The sequence below is a fragment of the Acidaminobacter hydrogenoformans DSM 2784 genome (assembly GCF_900103005.1).
Lineage (GTDB): Bacteria > Bacillota > Clostridia > Peptostreptococcales > Acidaminobacteraceae > Acidaminobacter > Acidaminobacter hydrogenoformans.
On sequence record NZ_FMWL01000005.1, the window covers coordinates 39,725 to 65,180 of the forward strand.

Consider the following 25,456-nt stretch of genomic DNA (forward strand, 5'->3'; position numbering starts at 1 on the left):
TGAGCTGTGAATGGAGCCGGTGGAAGAATTGTCAATGACAAATTATTGTCACAGATTGTGACAACAAAAGAGGTGCGTTGGTTGGGGACAGGGACTCGTGGTGGGGGACTGGGCCGCACCACACGTGTTGGTTGGGGACAGGGACATCCTGAACGCATTTTAACGAACATCCAATTATTGTATATGAAAAATATTTCACGTGGATTCGAAATCCTTTAAATATTTTGAAAAATATTGCGTTGAATCCAATAATCCTTTTATGATATTTTTATACTACTTAAATCCACAGCTTCAAGCTTTTAAGGAGGTCAATTTAATGATCCAAACAAGTCAAGGTATGGCAATGGACAGGCCCGACGTCAAAAAACTAGAGCGTTACCGATGGGTCGTATGGACCATCCTCGCACTCATGTACATATTCGTGACCTTTCACAGAATGGCAACCGGCGTTGTCAAGGCGGAGCTCCAGGAAGCCTTTGGCATAGGCGCGGCGCAGTTCGCAAATATTGGCTCCATGTATTTTTACGCTTATTTCATAATGCAAATCCCGTCGGGCATCCTGGCGGACAAAATTGGCCCGAGAAAGACCGTCACCTGGTTTTCGCTCATGGCCGCCGCAGGCTCAGTCATCTTTGGACTGGCACCAACGCTCGCGATCGCCTATCTGGGACGTTTTATGGTAGGGATTGGCGTTTCCGTCGTTTTCATCTGCCTGATCAAAATTCAGTCCAGATGGTTCTACTCGAGAAACTTCGCGCTGATGATTGGCTTCGTGGGTCTTTCCGCAAATTCCGGCGCGCTCCTGGCGCAGACGCCTCTTGTCTACGCGACCAGCCTTCTGGGGTGGCGCATGACCTTCGTGGCCCTTGGCGTGATGATGCTGTTTTTCGCCGGCCTGACAAAGGCCTTCGTCAAAGATGACCCTTCTGAGATGGGACTGCCGGGCATGGATGAACTCGAGGGCAGACCTACAGTCAAGTCAGACCTTAAAGTACTTCCCTCCCTTAAATCCGTCCTTTCGAATCCTCGCACCTGGGTGGTTTCCCTGGTCAACATAGGCATGTATGTAGGCTATATTGTTTTACTGGGCCAGTTTGGCGTCCCGTACCTCATGACGAGCTATGGGCTGGAGCGCATCCCGGCGGCGAATATGATCATAGCGGCTGTGCTTGGTTCGGCTGTAGGGGCTATGACAATTGGCTACATCTCCGACAGGATCAAACGGCGCAAACCTGTGCTGGTGGCCCTAAGTGTTTTATCCCTGGCGGGCTGGCTGCTGTTTGTCTACGTAAAGATGCCTGTGTCGGTGCTGCCGGTGTTCCTGTTCCTCCATGGCTTTGCCATCACGAATTTCACCATGACCTGGACGATTGCCAATGAAGTCAACGACCGAAGGCTTGCGGGCATTGCGACGGGTGTGGTCAACTGCATTGGCTTCGCCGGGGCAGCGGTTCTGCCTGTTGTGATGGGAAAAATCCTGGATGCGTACAGTGCCGCGCCGCAGCTGGGATATGAAAAGGCGTTCCAGGTGCTCATCGCGGTCGTGGCTGTCAGCGCGCTGGTGTCGTTCTTCGCGACGGAGACAAAGGCGGAAAATGTGTTTGTGAGCTCGTCGAACTAAGCTGGGACGCGCGCGCTGACGTGTGCAGCTCCTAATAAAAAAGCGAATAAGAGATTTTTTTGAAGATGACCATTGGCAAAAATCCCCCCGGATTGCCGATGGTCATTTATATTGCCCCATTTTATCATCTGCCCCCCGCGATACAGCTTCTCTTGACGTCAGAATGGACACCGTGTTACAATAATATCGAAAAGCGATAACGAAAACCGAAAAAGAATTAAAAGCTTTAATCTGAGCTTCCGAAAGTGAGGTCCACATGAGCGGATACGTCAATAAACGCCTGTTTCAAGGCTTCATCATCCTTCACATCCTGCACCACGCCAGCGAAACGCCTGTGTTTGGCAGCTGGCTTATTGAAGAGCTTTCCGAGCACGGCTACAAGCTCAGCCCGGGAACGCTGTATCCCATTTTGCATCATCTTGAAAAGGAGAAGCTCCTCGAGCAGTACGAGGAAAATGTCAACGGGAAGATAAGAAAATATTATGTCACGACAGCCGAGGGGAAGGCGGAGCTCGCAGCTTCAAAAAAGTATCTCGCCGAACTGATAAAGGAAATTGGCATCGAGAAATTTGACACCCAGGAGGTAAGCCGTCAAAATGTTTGAAATCCAGAACCTAAAATATGAAGAGGTCCTCGATATCCCTCAGCTCAGCATAGGCGAGGGTATCACAGTTATTGTAGGGGCCAGCGGCAGCGGCAAAACCACATTGCTGCGGCTGCTCAACAAATCCATATCGCCCACGGCGGGGAGCATTCAATATAAGGGAACAGAGCTGAGTCAGCTCTCCTCCGTCAAGCTGCGCCGGGAGGTGCTGATGCTGTCCCAGCAGCCCGCCATTTTTAAAGGGGATCTCAGGCACAACCTGGAGATTGGCTTCAAGTTCCAGCAGCGGCCGCTGCCCACCGAAGCGGAAATGCTCGACATGCTGGAGCGGGTGCATTTGAACAAAGCCCTGGACACCCCGGTGGACCGGCTGTCCGGCGGGGAGAAGCAGCGACTGGCCATAGGCCGGGTGTTCCTGCTGAAGCCGGAGGTGTATCTTCTGGACGAGCCGTCCTCGGCGCTGGACGACGCCACGGAGGAATCCGTCATCAGCCTGGTAGTTGAACAGGCCCGAAAGGGCGGCCAGTCCATTGTCATGGTGACCCACTCCAAGGCGGTAGCGGCGCAGTTCGCGGACGAGATCATTGAATTCGACGCCGGTCGGGCACAGGTCAGGGGGGCGACATCATGAGCGGCGTGATTACTCTATCGGTCTGGCAGGTCATGCTGTCCTACGTCTTTGTGCTGGTCGTCCTGAGCATTGTCATCAAGCGCGGGATTCGCCGGGAGCGGGAAATTCTGCTGGCGTCCCTCAGAATGACGGTGCAGCTGATCCTGACAGGCTATGTCCTTACCTTTATCTTCAGTAAACCCAATCCCTTTATAACGCTGCTGATCATTACCCTCATGGTCTCCTACGCCATTTTTACGGTGTTTCAGAAATTTAGGGGCAAGCTGTCGGCGGGCCTGAAAAAAACCATTGCCGGGGCCATGGCAGCAGGGACCTTCAGCTGTATCTTTTATTTCATCCTGGTGGTAGTCCAGATTGATCCCTGGTACCAGCCCCAGTACTTCATCCCCCTGGCGGGCATGATGATAGGCAACTCCATGACGGGCATCTCCCTGGGGGTCAAGTCCCTGATCGATGGCATGACGACCCAGCGGCAGCTGGTGGAGGACGCGCTGAATTTGGGGGCCACGCCCAAGGTGGCCACTCACGACATCATCAATTCCACCTTTGACGCGGCCATCATGCCATCCATCAATTCCATGCTGGGCATGGGCGTGATCTCGCTGCCGGGCATGATGACCGGCCAGATCCTGTCCGGCACGGCACCCACCACTGCGGTGACCTACCAGATTGCCATCATGATGGGCATCCTGGGGTCGGTGTCCCTGACGGTCATCCTCCTGCTGCAGTTTGGGTACAAGACGTTTTTTAATGATCAGGACCAACTGATTTAGGGATTTTTTGCCGATGGTCCCACGCCACCAAAGGAGGCGTTTCAATGGACAAACTGAAGCGTACCAGCCCCGCCATGAAGGTCATCCTGCTTTTCGGGATCATCAGCCTGCTGGGGGACTTGGTTTATGAAGGCGCCCGCAGCGCCAACAGTCAGTATTTCACGCTGATAGGCGTCAGCGCGGCGCAGATTGGCCTCGTCTTTGGACTTGGTGAATTTCTGGGCTATATGCTGCGGCTGTTTGCAGGGATTTTCTCGGACAAAACCGGACGCCACTGGGCATTCATGTTCGCAGGCTACGGCATGCTGCTTTCCGTGCCCCTGCTGGGCCTAACCCAAAACTGGAATGCCATTGTCGTGCTCGTCCTGATGGAGCGCATAGGCAAGGCGCTGCGCAACCCCGCCAAGGACACCGTGCTTTCCGGCGTGGCTTCCGGGGCGGGCGCAAGGAAGAATGCTTCTGTTGGCATTGGTCTGGCCTTCGGCATCCAGGAGGCCCTCGACCAGCTGGGCGCTTTTGGCGGCCCCCTGATTTTCACCATGGTCTTCTTTCTGGTTGGGGACAGTCCCGCACCAAACGACTATCAATTGGGCTACCGGTTGCTGGCCATTCCTTTTGTGCTGCTGCTCCTTTTTTTGAGCTTTGCCCGCCGCGAGGTCGAGAGGGCGCAGCTTCTGCCGGAACCGAGTCAGACCCGGCAGCCGAATGGGCAGCCGCTTCAACCGGTATTTTGGGTCTATACGGCTTTTACGTTTTTTGCCACTATAGGCCTTGTGAATTTTAGCGTCGTTGGCTATCATCTCAAATCCCAAGGACTGTTTGCCGATGGTCACATCACCCTCCTCTACGCCGCAGCCATGGCAGTTGACGCCTTGACGGCCTTGATTTCCGGGCGGGAATACGACCGGCTGAAGCGCAGAAGAGGTGCAAAGAGCGGCGGCCTGATGCTTTTGGGCGTTATTCCCATTGCCACATTGGCACTGCCGTGGCTGACGCTGAGTCATGTTCACTGGCAAATCATTCTCGGAATGCTGATCTTTGGTGGCATTCTCGGTCTTCATGAAACCATTATGCGCTCAGCAATCGCAGACATGACACCTTATAATAAACGGGGCACCGGCTATGGCATCTTTAATGCGGGTTATGGTCTGGCTCTGCTGGGTGGTGCGGCACTCATGGGGTGGTTTTATGATCTTGGGAGGACAGACTGGATTGTGACGCTGGCCATCACTGCGGAGCTGGTGGCAATGGTTGTTTTTTTCAAACTGAAGGCCATTGCCGGACGTTGATTAAAGGGGTGCGGACCCTTAAACAGGAGGTCATATGAATAAAGTCAGTCGAGCAACGTTTCTGAAAGATGTTTTAATCTGTTCTCTTGGCGCTTACGGTGGCCCGGAGGCCCATATTGGCGTCTTCATTGATCAGCTGGTGACAAAAAAACACTATCTCAGCGAAGAGGAGCTCATTGAGCTCGTGGCACTTTGCAGCATTTTACCTGGTCCCACCAGCACCCAGACCATAGTGTCTATTGGCTATAAGACGGGAGGACCGGTACTTGGCTTTCTCACCATGCTGGTCTGGGCGCTGCCGGTCCTGGTGCTGATGACGCTGCTGTCGTTTGTCTATCAGTTTCTCGACATGATGAACCTTTCAAGCGACAGTCTGCGCTATATAGGGCCGCTGGCGGTGGGCTTCATTGTCGTGGCCGCTTACCGGATTGGCAGGAAGGTGGCAATCAACCGGCTGACAGTGCTGCTGCTTGTATTTGGCGCGGTGACCACCTATTTTATCCGTTCCCCATGGGTATTCCCATTGGTTTTATTGGTTGGCGGCGCGGTAAGTGTTCTGGCTTCTCAGGAAAAGGACGTCTGGAACCGGGTAAAGCTGAACCCGCCTTGGCGGTATTTAGGTATTTTTGCAGTCTTTGCGGTCGCCAGTATTGTTTTGACGCTGACCTGGGACAATATCATTGTCCATCTCTTTGAGAGCTTTTACAGATATGGCTATCTCGTCTTTGGCGGGGGCCAGGTGGTTGTACCTGTTATGTACAGCGAAATGGTGGACATCAGGCAATATATGAGCAATCAGGAATTCCTGACGGGTTATGGACTCGTCCAGGGTCTTCCGGGGCCTATGTTCAGCTTCAGCGCTTATGTGGGCGGCATGGCAGCTCGCAGCTATGGTGCGCTGACACAGGTAATGGGTGCGGCAGTGAGTGGCGTTGGCATTTTTTTGCCGGGGCTGCTGCTGATCTATTTCATTTTCCCTATATGGGAGCGGCTCAGACAGATCCGCGGGATCAAGATTGCGCTGAAGGGCATCAATGCTGTAGCTGGCGGTATGATTGCGGTGGCGGCAGTGATCGTTATGCAAAAGAGCGGTTTTCAACTGGATAATCTTATAGTGTCAGCGGTGACCATTGCGCTTCTGGTGACAAAGAAGGTGCCCGCGCCAATTATTGTGTTGATGGCGCTTGCGGCGGGATTTTTGTTGTAGCTGATAAAGGAAAGAAAGAGGATTCCAAAGGTCATTTTCAAAAAGAAAAGAACCATGAATTATCAGCCTGCTGGCCTGAAATTCATGGTTCTTTTTCTTGAATTTTGACGCAGTGGATTAGGGCGCGCATAAGCTGCGGCTGCAGATTTTTTTTGGCCGCGTCGCCAACCTTGAATACTTATCTCGCCGGCACAAACGGCGGCTTGATCTGCCACTTTTCAACAGGGACATCTTCTGTATTCAGAGCCATTTCGCCGTTCACATTTTTCACGACAATATATTTCAGCCAGTTCTCATTGTCCATCTGAGGGTAGTCCTCTCTCAGGAACCAGCCGCGGGACTCCTTGCGCATGGAGGCAGCCCGGAACTGCATTTCCGCGGACAGTACCATAGCCTCCGCCTCGTGGCAGCTGCAAAGGTCGTGGAAATCGGTCGCCTTCAGCGAAGCCAGCTTGGCCTTGGCTTTCAGGACTTTTCGAAGCCCAATATCCAGGCGGTGCTCACTCATATAGACACTGTATTCAACTGGACCAATCGCTTCCCGGACATCTTCCATGACCTCTTCAGCGGAAATGCCGCTTGCTCTGTTAAGCGGCGCGAAGGCCCGCGCTTTCAATGCCTCAATCTGAGGTTGCTCCGGTTCGACCAGCTGCAAATCAGACGCTGATTCCGAAATTGAAGCGGCCGCTTCGAGGCCGTTGAATACGGCGTTGAGAATGCCGGAGCCGCGGTTTCGTCCCGGAGGCGCTGGAACCGCACCTGGAGAGCCTGACCCGGTGTAGCTCAAATCGCCAATGGCGTACAGTCCAGGGAGCGTCGTCTGCATGTTGTGGCCAACCTTGACCGGGGACTGCTCGCCCACCAGGCACATGACGATTTCTTTGTTGTCGCCATCTGCCTCAGCGGCCTTGCCATAGATTTTCTGCCAAATTTTGATGCCATAAGGCCTGTTCCAGACATACGGCGTCGTAAACATGGCATCGCCATGCGCGGTGACCTCGTATTCCTCTGGGCGAATGTGAACCGGACCTTTTCCTGAGCACATCTGATGATACCATTCTGCGACGGCCTTCGAACTGACATCCGCCTCCGGAAAGCGTCTGAAATTCTTGGTGATGTTTTCGCCCAGGGCGTTGTACATGACGTTTTCGGTAAACACGGCGTCGTGGTGGCTGATCGCCTTGTACTGCTGCGCGAAGTTCCCAAACTCGGGGTTGCGCATTTCTGCGCCGGCGCGATAAGCCATGGCAATACCGTCACCGCGGCCATTCCACATAGACATGATCTTGTAGTTCTGACTGCCGGTGGCTAAAATGACCGCCTTGGCCTGAACGACATAAAAGGTGCCATCCAACAGACTGTAGCCAACCGCGCCAGTGGTCTTGCCACCGCAGGTCATCACATCCGACATGACGACTTTATCAACGATCTTGACGCCGCGCTTCACCGCAGTTTTTCTGACTTGCAGCGTAATATCCAGATCGACGCCTATGATGCCAACCAGTGGGCCGGTCGGAATGACCTTGAGGGAGCCGTCTTCGTTGTATGGAATTTTGACCCCCCAGTCCACCAGCTTGTCAATCATCTCGTTGTTCATCCTTACGTACTTCAGAAGCAGGTCCTGATCCCCGAGATAAGCGCCCACATTGTGGACGTGGTAGGCCACGAATTGCTCAGGGCTGCACCTGTTGAAATCAAAATACTGGAGGACACCACCGCCGCGGTTGGCTTTGCCGCTGTAGCCGGTGGTGTTCTTTTCAATGATGGTCACATCCAGGGTGGGATTCAGCTCTTTCAGGCGAACCGCTGCGGATAGTCCCGCGATCCCTCCCCCGACTATGAGCACGTCGGTTGTAAGGCTTTGCTGTTTCACTATTTGGTCGTTCATACGTTCCTGCTCCTTCCTTTTGGGCTTTTCGGATCAAGCCCTATCTGTATTGGTCAAAATTCTGGTAGAGACGTTCGCCTTCAAAGTCAATTTTCACCTCAATGCACTGAGCGGGGCACAAAGCCTCGCAATAGGTGCAGTGAACACAGTCTTCGGGATAAGCAATAATGGGCTTTTTCGCGGTCTCGTCCCAGCGGATGACATCCACAAAGCAGGCTTTGTAGCAGGTTTTGCAGCCGCTGCATTTGTCAAAATCAACGTTAATTTTATGATTCGCCATGTTAGGTACCTCCATAATCTATGATCTGCGACCAAGAACCTGGATGTCAGATTCTAAAATCGATCCTTTTCTTCGGCGTAAATTTTTGGCAGTAATGTCGCGAGGTTGGTGAATTCTTTGATGTTGTGCAGCAGCAGTGCCATAGGTCCCATGGGTGGGATTCTGATACCATCGGGCAGCGCTTTGATCTCTTTTCCGTCTCTGACCGTCCAGCCCATCCAGAACCGGGTTCTCAGCTCGACGCCGCCTTCAACATTGCGAATGAAGTGGCACATGATTGTATCCGGAGAGGCGAAAGGTGGGTGGCCTTTGCCGTAGCCATTCGCGCAGACAATGGTTCCGCAGGCGTCGGTACCGAGCTGGTTCACACTAAAGCCCAAATCCCCTGGATATCTGAAGTGAATAAAGAGCCCCTCCGGACCCATGCCTACATCCTCCAGAACTTCGTGGGTGGTATCCCAGTAGCGTTCGCGAAGGGAGAGATCGGTGTCCAAGGCGCGGGATTTTTGCATGGAGGAAGCGCTGAAGTGATCCTCGTGGTCCCAGATGGTATATCTTAAATTGTCCAGGCCGTGCCAGGCGAACCACCAATCGAACATTTCAGCGGTGACGCCGGGCATCTCCGTCAGGTTGGCCACGAAGCCGGTGCCATCCTCCATAACGCAGTAGCCCACTTCCACATCCAGGTAACCCGGTTTGAAGAGATCATTTCTGTCTTTGAACTTCAGCGCTTTTCTTGGATCGACTGGACCTCTGAGAACCTCTTCGTAGCGTTCACGCGGCGCGGGTGTCATTTCGTCGTGATAGTACTTGAAGTAGCTTTTCAGCGTGTCTTGTTCCGTGACGGGGACTTTGCCTTGCTTTGGCATTGCCATAGAAGCACCTTCCTTTTTATGTATTCGGTATGCCCTATAGTATTGCAAAAGCAGTGCCAAATTATTAACAATCCATACAGTACTTTGGTGCCGATGGTCTTAAGTCCCTCAATTCAGCGGCTTTTGGATGCTTGAATTAATTTGCGCGTGCAAATGGAAGCGTGATGCTGGCCTGGCACGGCGCATAAAGCGAACCATTTTTGAATCGTTTTTATCCCCATGACGCTTAATATGGTGTAAGAGCTCATATTAATACTGATAAAATTGGGTTCCTATTCAAAAAAAATGAAAGCTCATGAGTCGTTTTGCAGACTTGTCATGAGCTTTAAATAGACTGAAGTAGCTTGGTTAACATAACGTACAACCCGGTGCGGAGCAAATGCTGTAGGGGTGACAAGCATTATTTTAGATGCATAAATCAATTAAATTCAAATTCAAATCAATAGATTCAATAATGGATCACTCTGTCAGAATCCCCAGCTCTTTTGTCTTGCGCACAAGGGTCGGCTGACTGATGCCCAGTGCCTTCGCAGCCTTTCTGGTACTGCCATGCTTTTTCAGTGCTGCCTCTATGGCAGCTCTGGCAGTGGCATCCATCCGCTCCTTAAGGGTAGACGTTTCGGATAAGGGCGCTTGAAACTCGGATTTCTCCTCAACCTTGTTGCCAAAGAGCTCAATATCTGAAATGACAGGTGCTTCGCCAATAATCACCAGCCGTTCCACCAGGTTTTTCAATTCCCTGACATTCCCCGGCCAAGACCGCAGCAAAAGCGCTTTGTAAGCCGAGCTGTCCAGAGATTTCGCCTTGGAATAGCGTTGATTGGCCGTGCTGAGAAAATGCTCAGCCAGCAGCGGGATGTCTTCACGCCGTTCCCTCAGTGGCGGCAGCTCTATATGCACCACATTTAATCTGTAATAGAGGTCCTCCCTGAAAGCGCCTTCGCTGATCCTGCTGAAGAGGTTTTGGTTCGTAGCCGCCAGTACCCTGACATCCACTGGGACGGCTTTGGTGCTCCCAAGCCTGAAAATCTCCTTTTCCTGCAAGACGCGAAGCAGCTTGGACTGCAGGTGAAGGGGCATTTCTCCAATTTCGTCCAGAAGGATGGTGCCGCCGTGAGCCTGCTCGAAATAGCCAGCCTTCCGACCGCCATGGGCAGAAGTGAAAGCCCCTTTTTCATAACCGAACAGCTCGGCCTCAATAAGTCCCTCCGGGATGGCGGCGCAGTTGACTGTCAGATAAGGCTTTCCTTTTCTCAAGCTCTTCTTGTGAATCTCTTTGGCGACGATTTCTTTGCCCGTCCCCGTTTCGCCGGTGATCAAGATCGTCGCATCCGTTTTAGCCACATATTGGATGAGCTGGCGGATCCTTGAGATGGAAGGCGCATTGCCAAGCAACGCACTTTTTCCGTCAGCGTCAGGAGGGTTTTGAGCAGCGGCCCTGCGCTCTGCGATTTGCCTGGTCTCAGCGTCGTTGAGCCTCATTTCAAGATTGGACATACTGCTCAGCTCTCTGATGACGGTCATAACGAAATTAATTCGACCCGCCTCATCAAAAACGGGAATGCCTACAAACATGACCTTTCTGGATTTGTTTTGTATGCCAATGGTCGCCAAAGCATAAACTTCCTTACCGGATTCCAGCACCAGAGATGAAATAGCGAAAGGTTTTTCCGATTTTTTCTCGTCAACGCTGTCAATTGTACCTGGTGCGTCGCCATTTGCATAATGAGGCAACGTCAAAAGGTATTCACCAAAGATGTATTTGTGGTTCAATACCTCTTGAATGGGCTTGCCAATAATATCTTCAGCAGGGATGCCGGTTAACTCCGTATACCATTTGTTGGCGGAGATTACAACGCCACTGTTGTCAGTCACATAAAAACCATCAAATAAAGCTTCTGTCAAAGCGAAAACATCAAGCTCCGTTGGCATGCCAGAGGCAGCATACATAGGGCCAATAATTTTTGAGATATTCATTTTGACTGATTTTTTTGTGTCCATAGAATAGCCTCCTTCAGGCTGATACTCTCTACGTTCATTATATACTATTCTTTTTATTATCGCAGAGTAGTCTGCCGCAGTCTGTGGAAAAGTGGATGCCATTATTCTGCCTGGTGAACATGAGATGGAAGCCCTGGCGTTTGTCGCTCACTGGCCCGCACTGAAAAATGCCTTGCTTCGGATTGGGCTTAGCGATACAATTCAATTATGAATTATTTGCTGTGGATGCGGCTGTGGTGCCTTGGGGATCTCAAAGTGCCACGCCGTTTTGCATAGAAAAGGGGTGACACCGTGGCGGGTAAATGGTTTGGGTTGAATGATAATTTGAAGCGAAGACTGGAAGGCGCGCCTCTACAGGAGGTATTTAAAGCGCTTGAGGGTCTCGAAGTGGATGAGCTCACCTATGAACTGCTGACAACGCTGGAACAGGCGCTGCAGGACTCAGAGCGCAGGATCTTGGAGCTTCGCCGCTATGAGGAGCGTGAGATCGATGCGTTCGCTATTGGTGACGCTGTTTCAGACGGCATCTGTATGGCGGATGGGCAGGGTATTGTGCTGGCAATTAATAGAGTGTACACAGAAATTACCGGGATCACGAAAGACATGATTGTGGGCAAGCCCATTCAAAAACTGCTGGATGAAGGCTATTTCAACCGGGCTGTCACTTACATGGTCATTGAGCAGAAAAAGCGGGTGTCGCAGTTCTCGACCATTGCCAGCAACAGGAAAAAGGTTTTAATTACCGGCAATCCGTTTTTTAACGAAGCGGGCGAGGTGACGCAGGTACTTACTGTTATGCGGGATTTGACAGAGCTCCTCAGCATCAAGGACAAACTGGAAAAAGCGGAGCGAGAGAGTGAGCGCTACAGAAGTGAGCTGGACCGGTATAAAACGCTGCAAAAGAAGCATTCCCACCTGATTGGGGAAGCGCCTTCCATGAAGCAAATTAAAGAGTTGATCAAGTATGTAGCCGGAACGGACGCTACGGTACTGATCACCGGAGAAACTGGCAGCGGCAAAGAGGTCGTTGCCAGGGAGATTCATGAAAACAGCGGCAAGAACGGCGCGCCTTACATCAAAGTGAACTGCGCGGCTATTCCGGATTCGCTTTTGGAATCAGAGCTGTTTGGTTATGAAAAAGGCGCTTTTACAGGGGCGTTAAATAAGGAAAAGCCCGGCATGTTTGAATTGGCAAACGGTGGAACACTGCTGCTTGATGAAATTGGCGAAATGCCAATGCTGCTCCAGTCCAAGCTGCTTAGGGTTCTGCAGGAAAAAGAGATCATGCGGGTAGGCGGCACAAAGAGTATAGCCATTGACGTCAGGGTGATCGCCTCCACAAATCAGAATTTGACCAGGCAAATTGCGGAGGGTAAATTCAGGGAGGACCTTTACTATAGGCTGAATGTCGTGCCCATCCACCTGCCGCCGCTTCGGGACAGGCTGGAGGATCTGCCTATGCTTGCCCACGTCCTGCTTGAGAAATACAATAAGAAATATGAAAAGAGTAAAAGCCTCGACCTTGGGGCGCAGATGGCAATGGAGCAATATCATTGGCCTGGAAATATACGTGAGCTTGGAAATATCCTGGAGCGACTGGTCGTTAGTGATGATGAACCTATGATAGGTTATGACAGCGTCATGCTGGTGCTGGAGCGCCACAAGGACCATGCGCACAGTAACAGGCGCCACGATCAGCTGGAAGCCACAACACTTGCAGAGGCAGTTGAAAGACTTGAAAAGCAGTGGATAGAAAACGCCTTGAAGCGCCACGGCAGTACCTATAAGGCCGCAAAAGCCCTGGGAACCAGCCAGCCGACGCTGTTTAGAAAAGCAAAGCAGCTTGGTGTACTGCTTGAGAAGCAAAAAGAGTTGCGTGAGTAATATCGTTTAAGACTGATACGTTTATGAATTGTTTAAATCAAAAATGAATCGACTTGGAAGAAGGCCACATCAAGCCTTCTTCTTTTTTTATGCATTTTTAATTCATTAATGAATTAAATTTGAATTGGGTGATTCTCTGTTTAATTCAGAGTTTTTATATGGAGTGAGTGTTTCCAAGGCTTTTCAGCTTTTTTTCTCGTTTGCTTCAGTTTGGCACGGCCCTTGCTTTATAGAGTGGTGTCAAGAACGGAGGTGAAGTCAAAAACATGAATAAGGTAGTAGAGTTACAAAATGCCATAAGCAGCATTCGAGACGGCATGACGATCCTTTATGGAGGGTTTATGGGCGTCGGGACACCTGAAATTCTCGTGGATGCACTGGTGGAAAAGGGTGTACGCGATTTGACGGTTATAGGCAATGACGCTGCTGTTCCTGGGGTTGGCATTGCCAAGCTCATCAGCAATGGGCAAGTGAAAAAACTGATCGCCTCACATATTGGGCTTAATCCAGAGGTTGCACAGCTTATGAACGCAGGAAAACTGGAAGTGGAGCTGGTCCCTCAAGGGACGCTGGTGGAGCGGATTCGCTGCGGCGGGGCTGGCATTGGCGGATTCCTGACTCAGACGGGATTGGGCACAGAGGTGGAAAAGGGCAAGACGATTGTTCAGGCAAATGGGAAGGATTATTTGCTGGAACTGCCCATTAAAGCGGATGTGGCGTTGATCCGGGGCTCGGTGGCAGATACCATCGGCAACGTCTTTTACAGGGCGACGACTAAGAATTTCAATCCACTGGCGGCGACTGCGGCAGAGCTGGTGATTGTGGCAGCCCAGGAGATTGTGGCGCCTGGCGAGCTGGATCCGGAAAGGGTCATGACGCCATGTGTTTATGTGGACTATGTCGTAGGAGGTGAAGCGTGATGGTTTTAAATGATAAGGAACGGATTGCACGGCGTATCGCTCAGGAACTCAGAGATGGAGATGTGGTCAATCTTGGCATTGGGCTGCCTACATTGGTCGCGAATTTTGTGCCTGAGGGCGTTGAAATCATGCTTCAGTCAGAAAATGGGCTGCTGGGCATGGGCGAGCTGGCGGACGGGAACCAGGCGGATCCCGACATCTTCAACGCAGGCAACCAGCATGTGACGATCCAGACAGGGGCGTCGTACTTCGACAGCGCGGATTCCTTCGCGATTATTAGGGGCGGCCATGTGGACATGACGGTTTTGGGGGCGCTTCAGGTAGATGAGTTGGGGAACATAGCCAGCCATGTGGTGCCTGGGAAGATGGTACCCGGCATGGGCGGCGCCATGGATTTGGTTTCAGGCGCGAAGATAGTCGTGGTGGCCATGCTCCACACTGCCAAAGGTGAGCCTAAGATTCTGGGGCGCTGCAGCCTGCCGCTCACGGGGGTTGGAAAGGTCAATCTGATTGTGACAGAAAAAGCGGTGATGGAGGTTACCAGCAATGGCCTGGTGCTCAAAGAGATTATGCCCGGTGCCACGCTGGACGAGATTTTCGCGTCGACGGATGCGAACCTCATCCTTGATGAGGTTTTGGTTTCTGCCGATGGTATCGCAATTTAAAAGGGGGAGCAAGTGATGATTAAACGTGAAATTTCAGAGGTAAAGCCTTACAGCGCGCCACTTCATTTTGACATGAAGGCGTTGAAGCTCCACGGCAAAGAGGAATCTGGCGCAACCAAGTTCTGGATGGGCATGTCCCACTTCCTTCCGGGTGGCGGCGCAGAATGGGCTTATGAAGATTCTCCAACAGAGAAGATCTATTTTGTCCTCGAGGGTGAGGTCGTCGTGACCGCCAAAGACGGTGACTTTGTGCTTAAAACAGGCGACTCGCTGTTTATTGGCCCCAACGAAGGCAGATCCATGCTCAACAGGACCAATCAAGTCGCTACGGTATTGGTAGTCATCAGCAACAATTAAAGAAAGGGTGAGGGGATACATATGATCGACCAGAAGTTTATCGATAAGCTGTTTGAGGTCAAAGGAAAAGTGGCACTGATCACCGGCGCGACTGGCGCTCTGGGAAAAGCAGTTGCTACAGGTTATGGCGCGGCAGGGATGAAGGTCTTTGTCACGGGTCGCGGTGAAGACAAATGCAAGGCGCTCTGCAGTGAGCTGGCGGCACAAGGCATAGAGTGCGCGTATTCTACCGGCGATCCAGCGGTGGAAGCGGATGTTGTTAAAGTCGTCGGCGACGCGGTTGCTGCTTTTGGAGAAATCAATGTTCTGGTCACGGCAGCAGGCTACAACCATGCTCAGCCAATTGTCGAGCAAGACCTGGCAGAGTGGAAGAAAATCATGGACTCGGATGTTCAGGGAACGTGGCTGTTCTGCAAATACGTTGGCAAGCAAATGATCGAACAGGGCAAAGGCGGCAAAGTGGTTCTCGTCTCCTCCGCCCGTTCGAAGATGGGCATGGCGGGTTATACGGGCTACGCCACCGCGAAGGCGGGCATTGATCTGATGGCCCAGTCGCTGGCCTGTGAATGGACTGCTAAGTACAACATCAATGTCAATACGATCAACCCAACCGTATTCAGGTCCGACCTCACGGAGTGGATGTTCGATCCCGAAAGTGAAGTGTACAAGAACTTCTTGAGAAGATTACCTATTGGCCGACTGGGAGAACCAGAGGACTTTGTGGGACCGTGCCTCTTCCTCGCGTCCAGTGCCAGCGACTTCATGACCGGTGCAAACGTGGCAGTCGAGGGTGGTTACTGGGCAAATTAGGGAGGACAACATGGAGATTAAAAATGTAACCATCCTGGGCTCTGGCCTCATGGGGAGCGGCCTGGCGCAAGTTTTTGCCATGGATGAAGACGCCAAGGTTATCCTCAGGTCGAGAAGCCTGAAAGCGGAGCCTCAAAAGGAGATCCGGGCAAACCTGGAGATCATGATCACCCGGGGCGCCATGACAGAGGAAAAAGCCCAGGGGATTCTGAGCCGCATCACTTTTACTGACAACATGGAAATGGCGTGCAAGGACGCGGACCTCATTGTGGAATGTGTACCGGAAGTCATGGATATCAAGCAGGATCTGTTCAGGGATATTGAACCTCTTTGCAAGCCAACGTGTATTCTTGCGACGAACACTTCGGTCATGAGTATTACAGAGATCGCCTCAAAATGTAAGGATAAGACCCGGGTGGTGGGTGCGCACTTCTGGAATCCGCCGTATTTGATTCCTCTTGTCGAGGTTGTCAAAGGGGATGAGACTACTGATGAGACTATGGCGCGGACTTACGATTACTTAAAGAAAATTGGGAAGAAGCCTGTCAAGTGCATGAAAGATGTTCCCGGATTCATTGCCAACCGGCTGCAGCACGCGATCTGGCGAGAAGCACTCTCTATAGTGGAGAATGGTATTGCGGATGCCGCGACGGTGGATGAAGCGCTGCGCTTCGGACCTGGCCTCAGATGGCCGGTGCTGGGCATACTGGAAAACGCAGACATGATAGGACTGGACTTATCCCTAAACATTCAGCGATATATTGTGAAGTACCTTGAGGATTCCCATGAGCCTTCTGCGCTGCTTCAGTCACTGGTTGAGAAAGGTGATCTCGGATTCAAAACCGGAAAAGGCTATCAAGACTGGACGCCGGAGCAGATTTCAGCTTCCAACAAGCGGTTGAGGGAATACCTGATTGATGTGACCAGAGAGTTGAATTGAAGGTGCCAAAGAAGTGAAAAAACTATATAAAAAAAGGAGATTTTAAAAATGGGAAAAAAAGTATTAGTTGATTTGAGCCATCCGTTCCACGCAGACATTCCATGCTGGCCTTACTTCGCAAAACCAAAAATTGATACTATGCACAACCTCGCGAAGAGCGGCGTTTTAACTCAGAAAATTGATGTTGTCATGCACTGCGGCACGCATGCGGACGCGCCGCGACATGTCATGGAGCGCGAGTTCAATGGCAAACGCGCGCGCTATACCCATGAAATGCCTTTGGATGCCTACTATGGGGATGCGGTCTGTCTCGATATTCAGGTTGAGGATTGGGGCTTGATTACAGCGGCACACCTGGATGACGCTTTGGCGCGTGCTGGTGTTAAGCATGAAGAGCTGGAAGGTATGGTCATCTGTCTCAGAACGGGCATGCACTTAAAATTTGATGACACCAGGGATTACTATCATTATTCCTGTGGCTGTGGCAGGGAAGCGGGACAGTGGTTTGCCAAATATAAGCCAAGATGTGTCGCTATGGACATGCAGGCGCTTGACCATCCGCTTCATACGACTATGGGCAAGAATGGCGGCAATGTCGGCATGAATCTGATTGGCAACTCCGGCAAACCGATCACGGAAGAGTATATTGAAAAGTTTGGCATTGAAGCCTACGCGGAATTCAACAAAGAAACGTATATCAACGTCTTAGGCAAAGAAAAGTACATGGAGGCTTACGGCGATCTTGAGAACCATGGACTGGAAGGCACTTGGGAGCCTTGCCACAAGTTCATGATGGGCAATGGCATTGTCGGTGTTGAAAATCTCGGAGGCGACTTGGATAAAGTTGTAGGCAAGCGATTCAAGTTCATGGCTTTCCCAATCCGCTGGTGGCTGGGTGACGGTTCCATGGTCCGCTGTGTCGCTGAAATAGATGAAGACGACCTCAATGATGTGCCTGAAAGGACATACACTTTCGGTGGATTTTAGAACTACATTTTGAAAAAAGTGAAGTGAATGTTTCGGAAATGGATGTGTCTGCGAAGTGGACAGCATTTCCAGTGCTTTGTCGGACACATCCATATATTAAGAGAATTTTTAAAAATGAAAGGGTAGGTTTCTATGTCTGATTTAACCAATAAAGTCATCCTCACGGTTGCGCCGACCGGCGCATGGCCGACCAAGAACGAAACGCCTTTTGTACCCCTTCAGCCCCGCGAAATTGCGGATGAAGTTTACGCATGCTGGAAGGCCGGTGCCTCGATAGCACATATCCATGTCAGGGATGATAACGATAAATCTTCCATGAGTCTGGAGAAATTCAGGGAAACCGTTAAATACATCCGGGAGACGGACTGTGATATTGTCATCAACCTGACTACCTCCGGGCAGCTTGGCTTGACGGATGAAGAGCGCATGCAGCATCTGATTGAGCTGAAACCTGAACTGGCCTCTTATGACTGCGGCTCAATGAACTGGCAGCACAGCTCTGTTTTCGAAAACAGCCCAAGGTTTTTGGAAAAGCTGGGCACTGTCATGCAGGATCAGGGCATTAAACCAGAAATAGAAATCTTTGATGCCGGAATGATGGCGAACGCGAAATACTATTTGAAAAAAGGCGTGCTGAAAGCACCGCTCCACTTCCAGTTTGTGCTCGGCGCAGCAGGCGGGATGGAAGCGACGGTCGAAAACCTTGTCTTTTTGAAAAGCCAGCTGCCGGAAAACTGCACTTGGGGTGCTCTGGGGATTGGCAAAGGCCATCTGCCAATCATGTATGCTGCGTTGGCACTCGAAGGCCATGTGCGTGTCGGTATGGAAGACAATATTCTCTATTCTAAAGGCGTGCTTGCAAAATCCAATGTTGAGTTTATTGAAAGAACCAAGCGCATTGTTAAAGAAATGAACAAGGAGATCGCGACGCCGGATGAAGCGCGTCAGATTCTTAGCATTGCGAAGTAAGAAGCGGTGATGAACGGTACGTTCGTCTAAGGTGCTATAAGCAGGGGAGGCAGTTGTGGCTTGGCGCTTTGGCACCAGTCCCTGACCTTCTGATAATAACGTTTTCACGGAGAAAGAGAGGACTATTACATAATGAAAAAAGCAGTGATTGTCAGTGCGGCGCGGACGCCTATAGGCAGTTTTGGCGGAAGTTTAGCCACTGTTTCGGCGGCTGAGCTCGGCGCTTTAGTCATAAGGGAATCCATTCTGCGGGCAGGGATTAACCCTGAGCAAGTGGATGAAACTATCATGGGCTGTGTACTTCAAGCGGGGCTTGGACAGGGTGTCGCCAGACAAGCGGCGGTCAAAGCGGGTATTCCCGTCGAAAAGCCGGCCTACACAGTCAATATGATCTGCGGTTCAGGTTTGAAGACAATTCAGCTGGCTGCTCAGGCCATAGCATCCGGGGACGCGGACATAGTCGTGGCGGGTGGAACAGAGAGCATGAGCCAAGCCCCCTATGTTTTAATGAATGCGAGAACAGGTTATAGAATGGGCAATGGCAGTCTGGTGGACAGCATGGTCAACGATGCTTTGACGGATGCCTTCACTGGGGTCCATATGGGGATTACAGCGGAAAATCTTGCAGAGCAGTTTAATATCAGCCGTGCGGAGCAGGACGCTTTTGCGGCTGCCAGTCAGCAGAAGGCTGTTGCCGCAGTGTCAGCAGGTATTTTCGATGAAGAAATTGTTCCTGTTGTCATCAAGACCCGAAAAGGGGAAGTCGTCATTGATAAAGACGAATATCCCAAGGCTGGCGTAACGGTTGAGAGCCTGAGCGCATTGAAGCCTGCGTTTAAGAAAGATGGCACGGTGACGGCGGGAAATGCATCTGGCATTAATGACGGCGCTGCGGCTATGGTGCTGATGTCTGCTGAAAAAGCTTTGGAGCTCGGCGTTGAGCCGCTTGCAGAGATTATTGGCTATGGTTCAGCTGGCGTAGATCCTCAGACCATGGGCTTCGGTCCGGTCCCTGCTGTCAGGAAAGCACTGGAAAAAGCGGGCATCCCTCTGGATAAGGTCGAGCTGATTGAAGCCAATGAAGCCTTTGCCTCTCAGGCGCTTTCAGTGGCGCGAGCATTGGAGTTTGACATGGAGAAAGTCAATGTTCATGGGGGTGCCATTGCGCTTGGACACCCGGTGGGCGCTTCAGGCGCGAGGATTCTGACGACGCTCCTGTATGAAATGAAACGGCGGGATTCCAAGTTGGGCCTCGCGACGCTGTGTATAGGCGGCGGGATGGGAACTGCGGTTGTTGTAGAGCGAAAATAGGGACATTCAATAGACTGAGACGAAAATTCCAAAGGAAGATGGAGGACGATTTAATGACGTCAAGCAAGAAGAATAGCCTCATTGCTGGATTCGGCCGGGAAGGCTGGGGTGTGATTATTTACTGCGCTGCAATGTTTTGGTTTTATGTCGGTATGGTCAATGACGGTTCCAATATCACAGCACCTGCATTTGCCGCGAACACAGGCATTGATTATTCCATGGTATTGAGTATGGGCTCAGTGGCAGGCTTTGTTGGATTTTTGTTCTTTATAATTTTTGGTCAGATCAACATCAGACTCGGGGCGAAAAACACGTCTGCGATCTGCATGCTGATTGCCGGTTTGGCGTATATTGGAATTGGTTTTTCAAGCTCTTTGATTGGATATGCGGTTTGCCTGTGCCTGGTCACGGGATCAGTTATGTCCGGTGGCTACATAGCGGGGGGCACGTTAGTCGCGAAGTGGTTTCCCAAGAAAAAAGGCATCGTCATGGGCTACACCACAATGGGGCATAACCTCGCTTCAGCGCTTTACGTCCCTATGATTGCATTCCTTGTTAATTCACTGGGCCTTCGGACGGGCGTTTTGGTGCCCAGTGTTCTCGTCATGATTTTGGGCTTGATTGGTTTGTTGATGATTAAAAACACACCTGAAGAAATAGGGATTCTTCCAGACAACGTTTCAAAGGAAACCTATATGAAGGAATATGATACCAGTGATCTGGTAAAGGACAGCACTGGCGGATGGACCGTTAAAAGTCTGTTGTCTGAGCGTGAAACGTGGCTGGCTGCGTCCACCACCGGGATCTATCAACTTGTCACGGTAGGTGTTATGACTCAGCTGGTGGTTCGAAATATGCAGCTTGGTTTTACACAGGGGCAGGCCATAACCATTATGTCGATTCTTGCGGCCATTGGCGTCATTGGCTCCTGGTTGTTTGGTGTGCTGGATTCAAAGTATGGGACTAAACCCACAATGATCTTCTTTGGCTTTTGGTATATGGCAGCGTTGGTGTTTAACGTTCTTGAAACCAGAACGTCGATTTTCCTCTCGGTGTTTATGATTGGTATGGCTATTGGAGGTTCAGCGAACTTCACGACGTCACTTCCAGCCGCGATTTTTGGAAGACATGGCTTTGAAAAGGTTAACAGTGTGATTTTTCCGATCCAAGGTTTGATCACCTCCCTGAATTTCCTGCTGAGCGGCATTTCCATTGCGCTTACAGGAAGCCTGAGAGGTGTGTACATGTTGTTTATTGGAATTTTGGCAGTCAATATTCTTTTAATCCTGCTTGTGAATGAACATAAGTTTAACCGCGATTACCAGGCGGAAGAGGGGCTTGAAGCCAATAAGGCTGTGTCTTAGTTCTGAGGCTAAAGCTGAGTTGGGTGAGAAGATGCTATTACAATAAATTTTGGAAGGAGATTATGTATGAGGAAAAAGGAAGCAATCAAAAATGCACTGATTGGTGGCATCATTTCAGCAATTCTCAGTTTTGTGGTGAATTATTTCCTGATCCCAATGCCAACGGATGTTTTTTCTAACGGCATTGGCAATGGGATCAGCGGACTGCTCAGCGGGGGACTCTCAGCTTTCGCTACAGTGATGGTTCTGACCTCCGAAAAAGGCAGAACTACACTGAAGAAGATTATGGTTGAAGCAAAGTAACAATCATGGTCATCAATGCCGTATTAACAAAGGTGGGCAAATGCCGCGTGGCGGCATTTGCCTTTTCTTTTAAGTGCGTCAAGTCGTACCTGTGTAGGGATGGCGTAAGTTGTTCAGGCGGGGACAGGGACATATGGCGGGGGACTGTCCCCCACCAAAAACAAGTTGTCCAGCACTTCAAAAAAAGAGAAGCGTGAAGAGGGTGCGTCAGCACGCTCTTTACGCTTCTTTCCTTTTATCGCTTTTTCTTTGGTCTTTAAATCTCTAATCCTTCAGTGCATTATCACTTAAGCTCAAACCTGTCCGCATCCATGACCTTATGCCATGCAGCGACGAAATCACTGACGAATTTCTCTTTGCCATCTTCGCTGGCGTAAACCTCTGAAATAGCCCTCAGCTCTGAATTGGAGCCAAAGACCAGATCCACACGGCTGGCGGTCCATTTGGTTTCGCCGGTTTTTCTGTCTGAGCCTACGAAGAGGTCTGCGTCCTCGGTCATAGGCTTCCACTGGGTGCCCATATCGAGGAGGTTCACGAAGAAGTCGTTGGTCAGCTGCTCTGGGCGCTTGGTGAAGACGCCGTGAGGGGCTTTTTTGAAATTGGCGTTCAGGGCACGCATGCCGCCTACGAGAACGGTCATTTCAGGTGCCGTGAGACCTAAAAGCTGGGCTTTGTCCACCAGCATTTCCTCGGCAGAGACCGCATATTTGGCTTTGGTGAAGTTGCGAAAACCATCGGCTAATGGCTCGAGGACGGAGAAGGAAGGGACGTCGGTTTGCTCGAGGGTCGAGTCGGTGCGGCCTGGTGTGAATGGTACAGAAATCACAAAGCCCGCGTCCTTGGCGGCTTTCTCAATAGCCGCGCATCCGCCCAGGACTATGAGGTCAGCGAGGGAGACTTTCTTGCCGCCAGCTGCTTTTTCGTTAAAGTCTGCCTGGACTTTTTCAAGGGCGGTGAGAACTTTTTCGAGCTGCTCAGGCTGATTGGCGAGCCAGGACTTCTGAGGCTCAAACCGGATTCGAGCTCCGTTGGCGCCGCCCCGTCTATCTGAGCCGCGGTAGGTGGAGGCGGAGGACCAGGCGGTGTAGACCAGCTCGGATACCGACAGGCCGGTGGCCAGCATAGCTTCTTTTAATGAAGCAACATCCGCTTCGTCAATCAGCTCAAAATCCACAGGAGGCACAGGATCCTGCCAGATCAGATCTTCTGCAGGGACTTCCGTGCCAAGATAACATGCTTTTGGACCCATATCTCTGTGAGTCAGCTTGAACCAGGCTCGTGCGAAGGCGTCCTCAAATTCTTTAGGATTTTCCATGAAGTGGCGGGCAATTTTGGAATATTCCGGATCCATGCGCAGGGCAAGGTCCGCGGTGGTCATCATAGGCGCGTGGCGCTTGTTTGGATCGTGGGCGTCCGGAACGGTCGTTTTAGCCTCCGGATCCGTTGGGATCCACTGCCATGCGCCGGCCGGGCTCTTCACAAGATCCCAGTCATACTTGAACAGCGTTTCCAGATAGCTGTTGTCCCAGGTGATAGGCGTAGGCGTCCAGGCACCTTCAATGCCGCTGGTGATGGTGTCGCCGCCTTTGCCGGTACCAAGGCTGTTTTTCCAGCCTAAGCCCATTTCTTCGATAGGCGCTGCCTCTGGCTCTGGGCCTACATTTGTAGGGCTGCCAGCGCCATGACACTTGCCAAAGGTATGGCCGCCAGCCACAAGCGCGACGGTTTCTTCATCATTCATGGCCATGCGCGCAAAGGTTTCGCGGATGTCTTTTGCGGAAGCGAGGGCGCTTGGCTGACCGTTAGGGCCCTCTGGATTGACGTAAATCAGGCCCATCTGGACAGCGGCCAGAGGGTTTTCGAGATTTCGACCATCGGAATAGCGCTTGTCTCCGAGCCATTCGCTTTCTGTGCCCCAATAGATGTCTTCCTCAGGCTCCCAAATGTCTTCCCGGCCGCCGCCAAAGCCAAAGGTTTTAAAGCCCATGGATTCGAGGGCGCAGTTGCCGGCCAGGATCATGAGATCCGCCCAGGAAATGCTCTTGCCATACTTTTGCTTAATAGGCCAAAGCAGGCGTCTGGCTTTGTCGAGGTTGCCGTTGTCCGGCCAGCTGTTCAGCGGTGCGAAACGCTGATTGCCGGTGGACGCGCCACCCCGGCCGTCCCCCATGCGGTATGTACCGGCGCTGTGCCATGCCATGCGGATCATCAGCGGGCCGTAGTGACCGTAGTCTGCCGGCCACCAGTCCTGGGAATCCGTCATCAGGTTGACCAGGTCTTTTTTAACGGCGTCGAGGTCGAGCGCTTTAAAGGCCTGCGCGTAGTTAAAGTCTTCGCCTAAAGGATTTCTGACTTTACAGTTCTGATGCAGGATTTTAAGGTTCAGCTGGTTGGGCCACCAGTCTCGGTTAGCGGTGCCGCCGCCGGCAGTAGAGTGCTTAGTCATGCCCGTGACTGGGCATTTTCCTTGTTCGCTCATAGAAAAATCCTCCTTAGACAAATGATCACAAATTAAGTCGGAAGTTAATTTGAATTGCTCTATTTTTATACCCAAAACAATCGCGGATAAGCCAAGGAAATATCTTCGCAAAATTTGTCACAATTCGTGCCTGATTTACAAAAAAGTGATAGCAAGTTAACGTAAAAAAAGCTATTATAAATCCAAGAGGTTAAAAGGAGCGGAGAAAAGCCTTTAAAACGGCTTGCTGAACGCTCTCTGGCGTTTTCATCTGAAAGAGAAAGGGGAAGTTAAAATGTGGAAAAAATTATTGGCGTTGAGTTTGGTACTGATTCTGGCGCTGTCTTTTGCGGCCTGCGGCGGTGATGGTGATATTGCTGAGGAAGCTTCTGCAGCCTGGAGCGAGGCCACTGGAGATCAGGTAAAGAGCGCCAAGGCTGAGAAGTACGGCTCGGGCATGAGTGAGAGCCACCAGATCATGGCAGCGTTCATCCTGAAACGCAACGATAGGGACAGCAATCTTGAGGCGTATAAAGAGGTATTTCTGGTAACCATAGTCCTTGAAACCGGTGAGGAATATGGCATGGTGGTGGCGGATGGAGAAATGATTTTTCCTGAAAACATTGGGGGCTGATGGAAGCCCCCCTTGCGGCAAAGTCACATTAGCAGCGTTGCAGATTCAAGAGTCACCGGTATCACTGCAACAACGGCTGTCACAGTAAAAATCCGCATCACACAGGAGGCGTAAAATCTATGGAGAAAACAAAAACCAGGCCGTTCTCGACCATCTTTGGCATGATGATCAGCCCTGGTCCCACCGTGAAACGGGCCTTATCCGGCAAGCAATGGTATCTGGGCCTCATAGTCTCCACCCTCGCATTTATGCTGTTCTTCCTTCAGACAGGTCTCGACCTGTATAAAACCGGTCAGAAAGGTCTTGGCTTCGTGACCCTGAGCGCGGCGACAGGCGCCCTGTACGGTCTTCTCGTGATCCCGGCGCTGGCCGTCGTGGTCTGGGTTATTTTGAAAATGACCAAGAATGAAAAGAGCTTAAAGTGGGCCATTTCGTCGTTCTGCCTGAGCTACAGCGGCGCGCTGATCTACGGTCTGGCCGGCATTGTCTTCTCCCTGGTACTGGGCTGGAAGACTTCCATGGCCTTTGGCGTTACCGGCGTTTTGTGGGCAATTGGTCCCATGATGATTGGCCTGCGGGAAATGAGCGGCGGCAAGACCGGTCTTGGCGTCATCCTTGCGACCCTGGTGGGCAGCCTCGTGCTGCTGAGCTGGGCGTTCCTTGGCAACTATTAGGGGGTGGATGT

24 protein-coding genes are annotated in these 25,456 nt (G+C 51.3%); 19 read left to right on the top strand and 5 right to left on the bottom strand.

Annotated elements, in window-relative coordinates; genetic code table 11:
* Positions 1–316 precede the first annotated feature (316 nt).
* The 6 genes from BLP63_RS06515 (at position 317) to chrA (ending at position 6,125) form a co-directional block, all read left to right on the top strand.
* Positions 317–1,621, top strand: coding sequence for an MFS transporter (locus BLP63_RS06515; protein WP_242870824.1), 1,305 nt, complete (start codon positions 317–319; stop codon positions 1,619–1,621).
* Between the two features lie 256 nt (positions 1,622–1,877).
* Positions 1,878–2,225 carry a PadR family transcriptional regulator gene (locus BLP63_RS06520; protein WP_092590108.1) on the top strand — a complete coding sequence of 116 codons (348 nt, stop codon included), beginning with the start codon at positions 1,878–1,880 and terminating at the stop codon, positions 2,223–2,225.
* On the top strand, positions 2,218–2,856 hold the full coding sequence (locus BLP63_RS06525; protein WP_092590109.1) for an ABC transporter ATP-binding protein: 639 nt from the start codon (positions 2,218–2,220) through the stop codon (positions 2,854–2,856). The genes BLP63_RS06520 and BLP63_RS06525 overlap by 8 nt, the downstream gene beginning before the upstream one ends.
* Positions 2,853–3,629 (top strand): ABC transporter permease, encoded by a 777-nt coding sequence (locus tag BLP63_RS06530; protein ID WP_092590110.1) that lies wholly within the window; start codon positions 2,853–2,855, stop codon positions 3,627–3,629. The genes BLP63_RS06525 and BLP63_RS06530 overlap by 4 nt, the downstream gene beginning before the upstream one ends.
* A 44-nt stretch (positions 3,630–3,673) precedes the next feature.
* Positions 3,674–4,918, top strand: coding sequence for an MFS transporter (locus tag BLP63_RS06535; protein ID WP_092590111.1), 1,245 nt, complete (start codon positions 3,674–3,676; stop codon positions 4,916–4,918).
* A gap of 34 nt (positions 4,919–4,952) precedes the next feature.
* Entirely contained in the window at positions 4,953–6,125 is a 1,173-nt protein-coding gene (gene chrA, locus BLP63_RS06540; RefSeq protein WP_092590112.1) for a chromate efflux transporter, read from the top strand.
* A 178-nt stretch (positions 6,126–6,303) separates the two neighbouring features.
* Here chrA and BLP63_RS06545 read toward each other — a convergent pair whose 3' ends face one another.
* The 4 genes from BLP63_RS06545 to BLP63_RS06560 all read right to left on the bottom strand — a co-directional run bounded on the left by BLP63_RS06545 (position 6,304) and on the right by BLP63_RS06560 (position 11,169).
* The gene (locus BLP63_RS06545) at positions 6,304–8,013 is read right to left on the bottom strand and encodes an FAD-dependent oxidoreductase (RefSeq protein WP_092590113.1); all 1,710 of its coding nucleotides are present in this window, start codon (positions 8,011–8,013) and stop codon (positions 6,304–6,306) included.
* Between the two features lie 40 nt (positions 8,014–8,053).
* On the bottom strand, positions 8,054–8,293 hold the full coding sequence (locus BLP63_RS06550) for a 4Fe-4S dicluster domain-containing protein (protein WP_092590114.1): 240 nt from the start codon (positions 8,291–8,293) through the stop codon (positions 8,054–8,056).
* A gap of 53 nt (positions 8,294–8,346) precedes the next feature.
* Positions 8,347–9,168, bottom strand: coding sequence for a DAPG hydrolase family protein (locus BLP63_RS06555; protein ID WP_242870825.1), 822 nt, complete (start codon positions 9,166–9,168; stop codon positions 8,347–8,349).
* Between the two features lie 459 nt (positions 9,169–9,627).
* Complete coding sequence (locus BLP63_RS06560) at positions 9,628–11,169, bottom strand: sigma-54 interaction domain-containing protein (protein WP_170829335.1); 1,542 nt, start codon at positions 11,167–11,169, stop codon at positions 9,628–9,630.
* Between the two features lie 291 nt (positions 11,170–11,460).
* On the opposite strand from BLP63_RS06560, the gene BLP63_RS06565 reads away from it, so the two are divergent.
* From BLP63_RS06565 to BLP63_RS06615, 11 genes are all read left to right on the top strand, one after another.
* Positions 11,461–13,053 carry a sigma-54 interaction domain-containing protein gene (locus BLP63_RS06565; protein WP_242870826.1) on the top strand — a complete coding sequence of 531 codons (1,593 nt, stop codon included), beginning with the start codon at positions 11,461–11,463 and terminating at the stop codon, positions 13,051–13,053.
* A gap of 266 nt (positions 13,054–13,319) precedes the next feature.
* A complete protein-coding gene (locus BLP63_RS06570; RefSeq protein ID WP_092590116.1) occupies positions 13,320–13,973 on the top strand; it encodes a CoA transferase subunit A in 654 nt (217 codons plus the stop codon).
* Positions 13,973–14,638: a 3-oxoacid CoA-transferase subunit B gene (locus tag BLP63_RS06575; RefSeq protein ID WP_092590117.1), complete on the top strand. Its 666-nt coding sequence runs from the start codon at positions 13,973–13,975 to the stop codon at positions 14,636–14,638. The genes BLP63_RS06570 and BLP63_RS06575 overlap by 1 nt, the downstream gene beginning before the upstream one ends.
* A gap of 15 nt (positions 14,639–14,653) precedes the next feature.
* Positions 14,654–14,995, top strand: a complete 342-nt coding sequence (locus BLP63_RS06580) for a cupin domain-containing protein (protein WP_092590118.1) — start codon at positions 14,654–14,656, stop codon at positions 14,993–14,995.
* 21 nt (positions 14,996–15,016) lie between these two features.
* Positions 15,017–15,805 (top strand): SDR family NAD(P)-dependent oxidoreductase, encoded by a 789-nt coding sequence (locus BLP63_RS06585; protein ID WP_170829336.1) that lies wholly within the window; start codon positions 15,017–15,019, stop codon positions 15,803–15,805.
* A 10-nt stretch (positions 15,806–15,815) separates the two neighbouring features.
* Positions 15,816–16,745, top strand: coding sequence for a 3-hydroxyacyl-CoA dehydrogenase family protein (locus tag BLP63_RS06590; protein ID WP_092590119.1), 930 nt, complete (start codon positions 15,816–15,818; stop codon positions 16,743–16,745).
* Between the two features lie 48 nt (positions 16,746–16,793).
* A complete protein-coding gene (locus tag BLP63_RS06595; RefSeq protein WP_092590120.1) occupies positions 16,794–17,732 on the top strand; it encodes a cyclase family protein in 939 nt (312 codons plus the stop codon).
* 132 nt (positions 17,733–17,864) lie between these two features.
* Positions 17,865–18,701, top strand: coding sequence for a BKACE family enzyme (locus BLP63_RS06600; protein ID WP_092590121.1), 837 nt, complete (start codon positions 17,865–17,867; stop codon positions 18,699–18,701).
* Between the two features lie 132 nt (positions 18,702–18,833).
* Entirely contained in the window at positions 18,834–20,012 is a 1,179-nt protein-coding gene (locus BLP63_RS06605; RefSeq protein WP_092590122.1) for an acetyl-CoA C-acetyltransferase, read from the top strand.
* A gap of 53 nt (positions 20,013–20,065) precedes the next feature.
* Positions 20,066–21,376 carry an MFS transporter gene (locus BLP63_RS06610; RefSeq protein ID WP_092590123.1) on the top strand — a complete coding sequence of 437 codons (1,311 nt, stop codon included), beginning with the start codon at positions 20,066–20,068 and terminating at the stop codon, positions 21,374–21,376.
* Positions 21,377–21,442: 66 nt separating this feature from the next.
* Positions 21,443–21,679 (top strand): hypothetical protein, encoded by a 237-nt coding sequence (locus tag BLP63_RS06615; RefSeq protein ID WP_092590124.1) that lies wholly within the window; start codon positions 21,443–21,445, stop codon positions 21,677–21,679.
* A gap of 283 nt (positions 21,680–21,962) precedes the next feature.
* Here BLP63_RS06615 and katG read toward each other — a convergent pair whose 3' ends face one another.
* Positions 21,963–24,158, bottom strand: a complete 2,196-nt coding sequence (gene katG / locus BLP63_RS06620) for a catalase/peroxidase HPI (RefSeq protein ID WP_092590125.1) — start codon at positions 24,156–24,158, stop codon at positions 21,963–21,965.
* Positions 24,159–24,432: 274 nt separating this feature from the next.
* On the opposite strand from katG, the gene BLP63_RS06625 reads away from it, so the two are divergent.
* Together BLP63_RS06625 and BLP63_RS06630 are read left to right on the top strand one after the other, a co-directional pair.
* The gene (locus BLP63_RS06625) at positions 24,433–24,771 is read left to right on the top strand and encodes a hypothetical protein (RefSeq protein WP_139159792.1); all 339 of its coding nucleotides are present in this window, start codon (positions 24,433–24,435) and stop codon (positions 24,769–24,771) included.
* 119 nt (positions 24,772–24,890) lie between these two features.
* On the top strand, positions 24,891–25,445 hold the full coding sequence (locus tag BLP63_RS06630; RefSeq protein WP_092590127.1) for a hypothetical protein: 555 nt from the start codon (positions 24,891–24,893) through the stop codon (positions 25,443–25,445).
* Positions 25,446–25,456 lie beyond the last annotated feature (11 nt).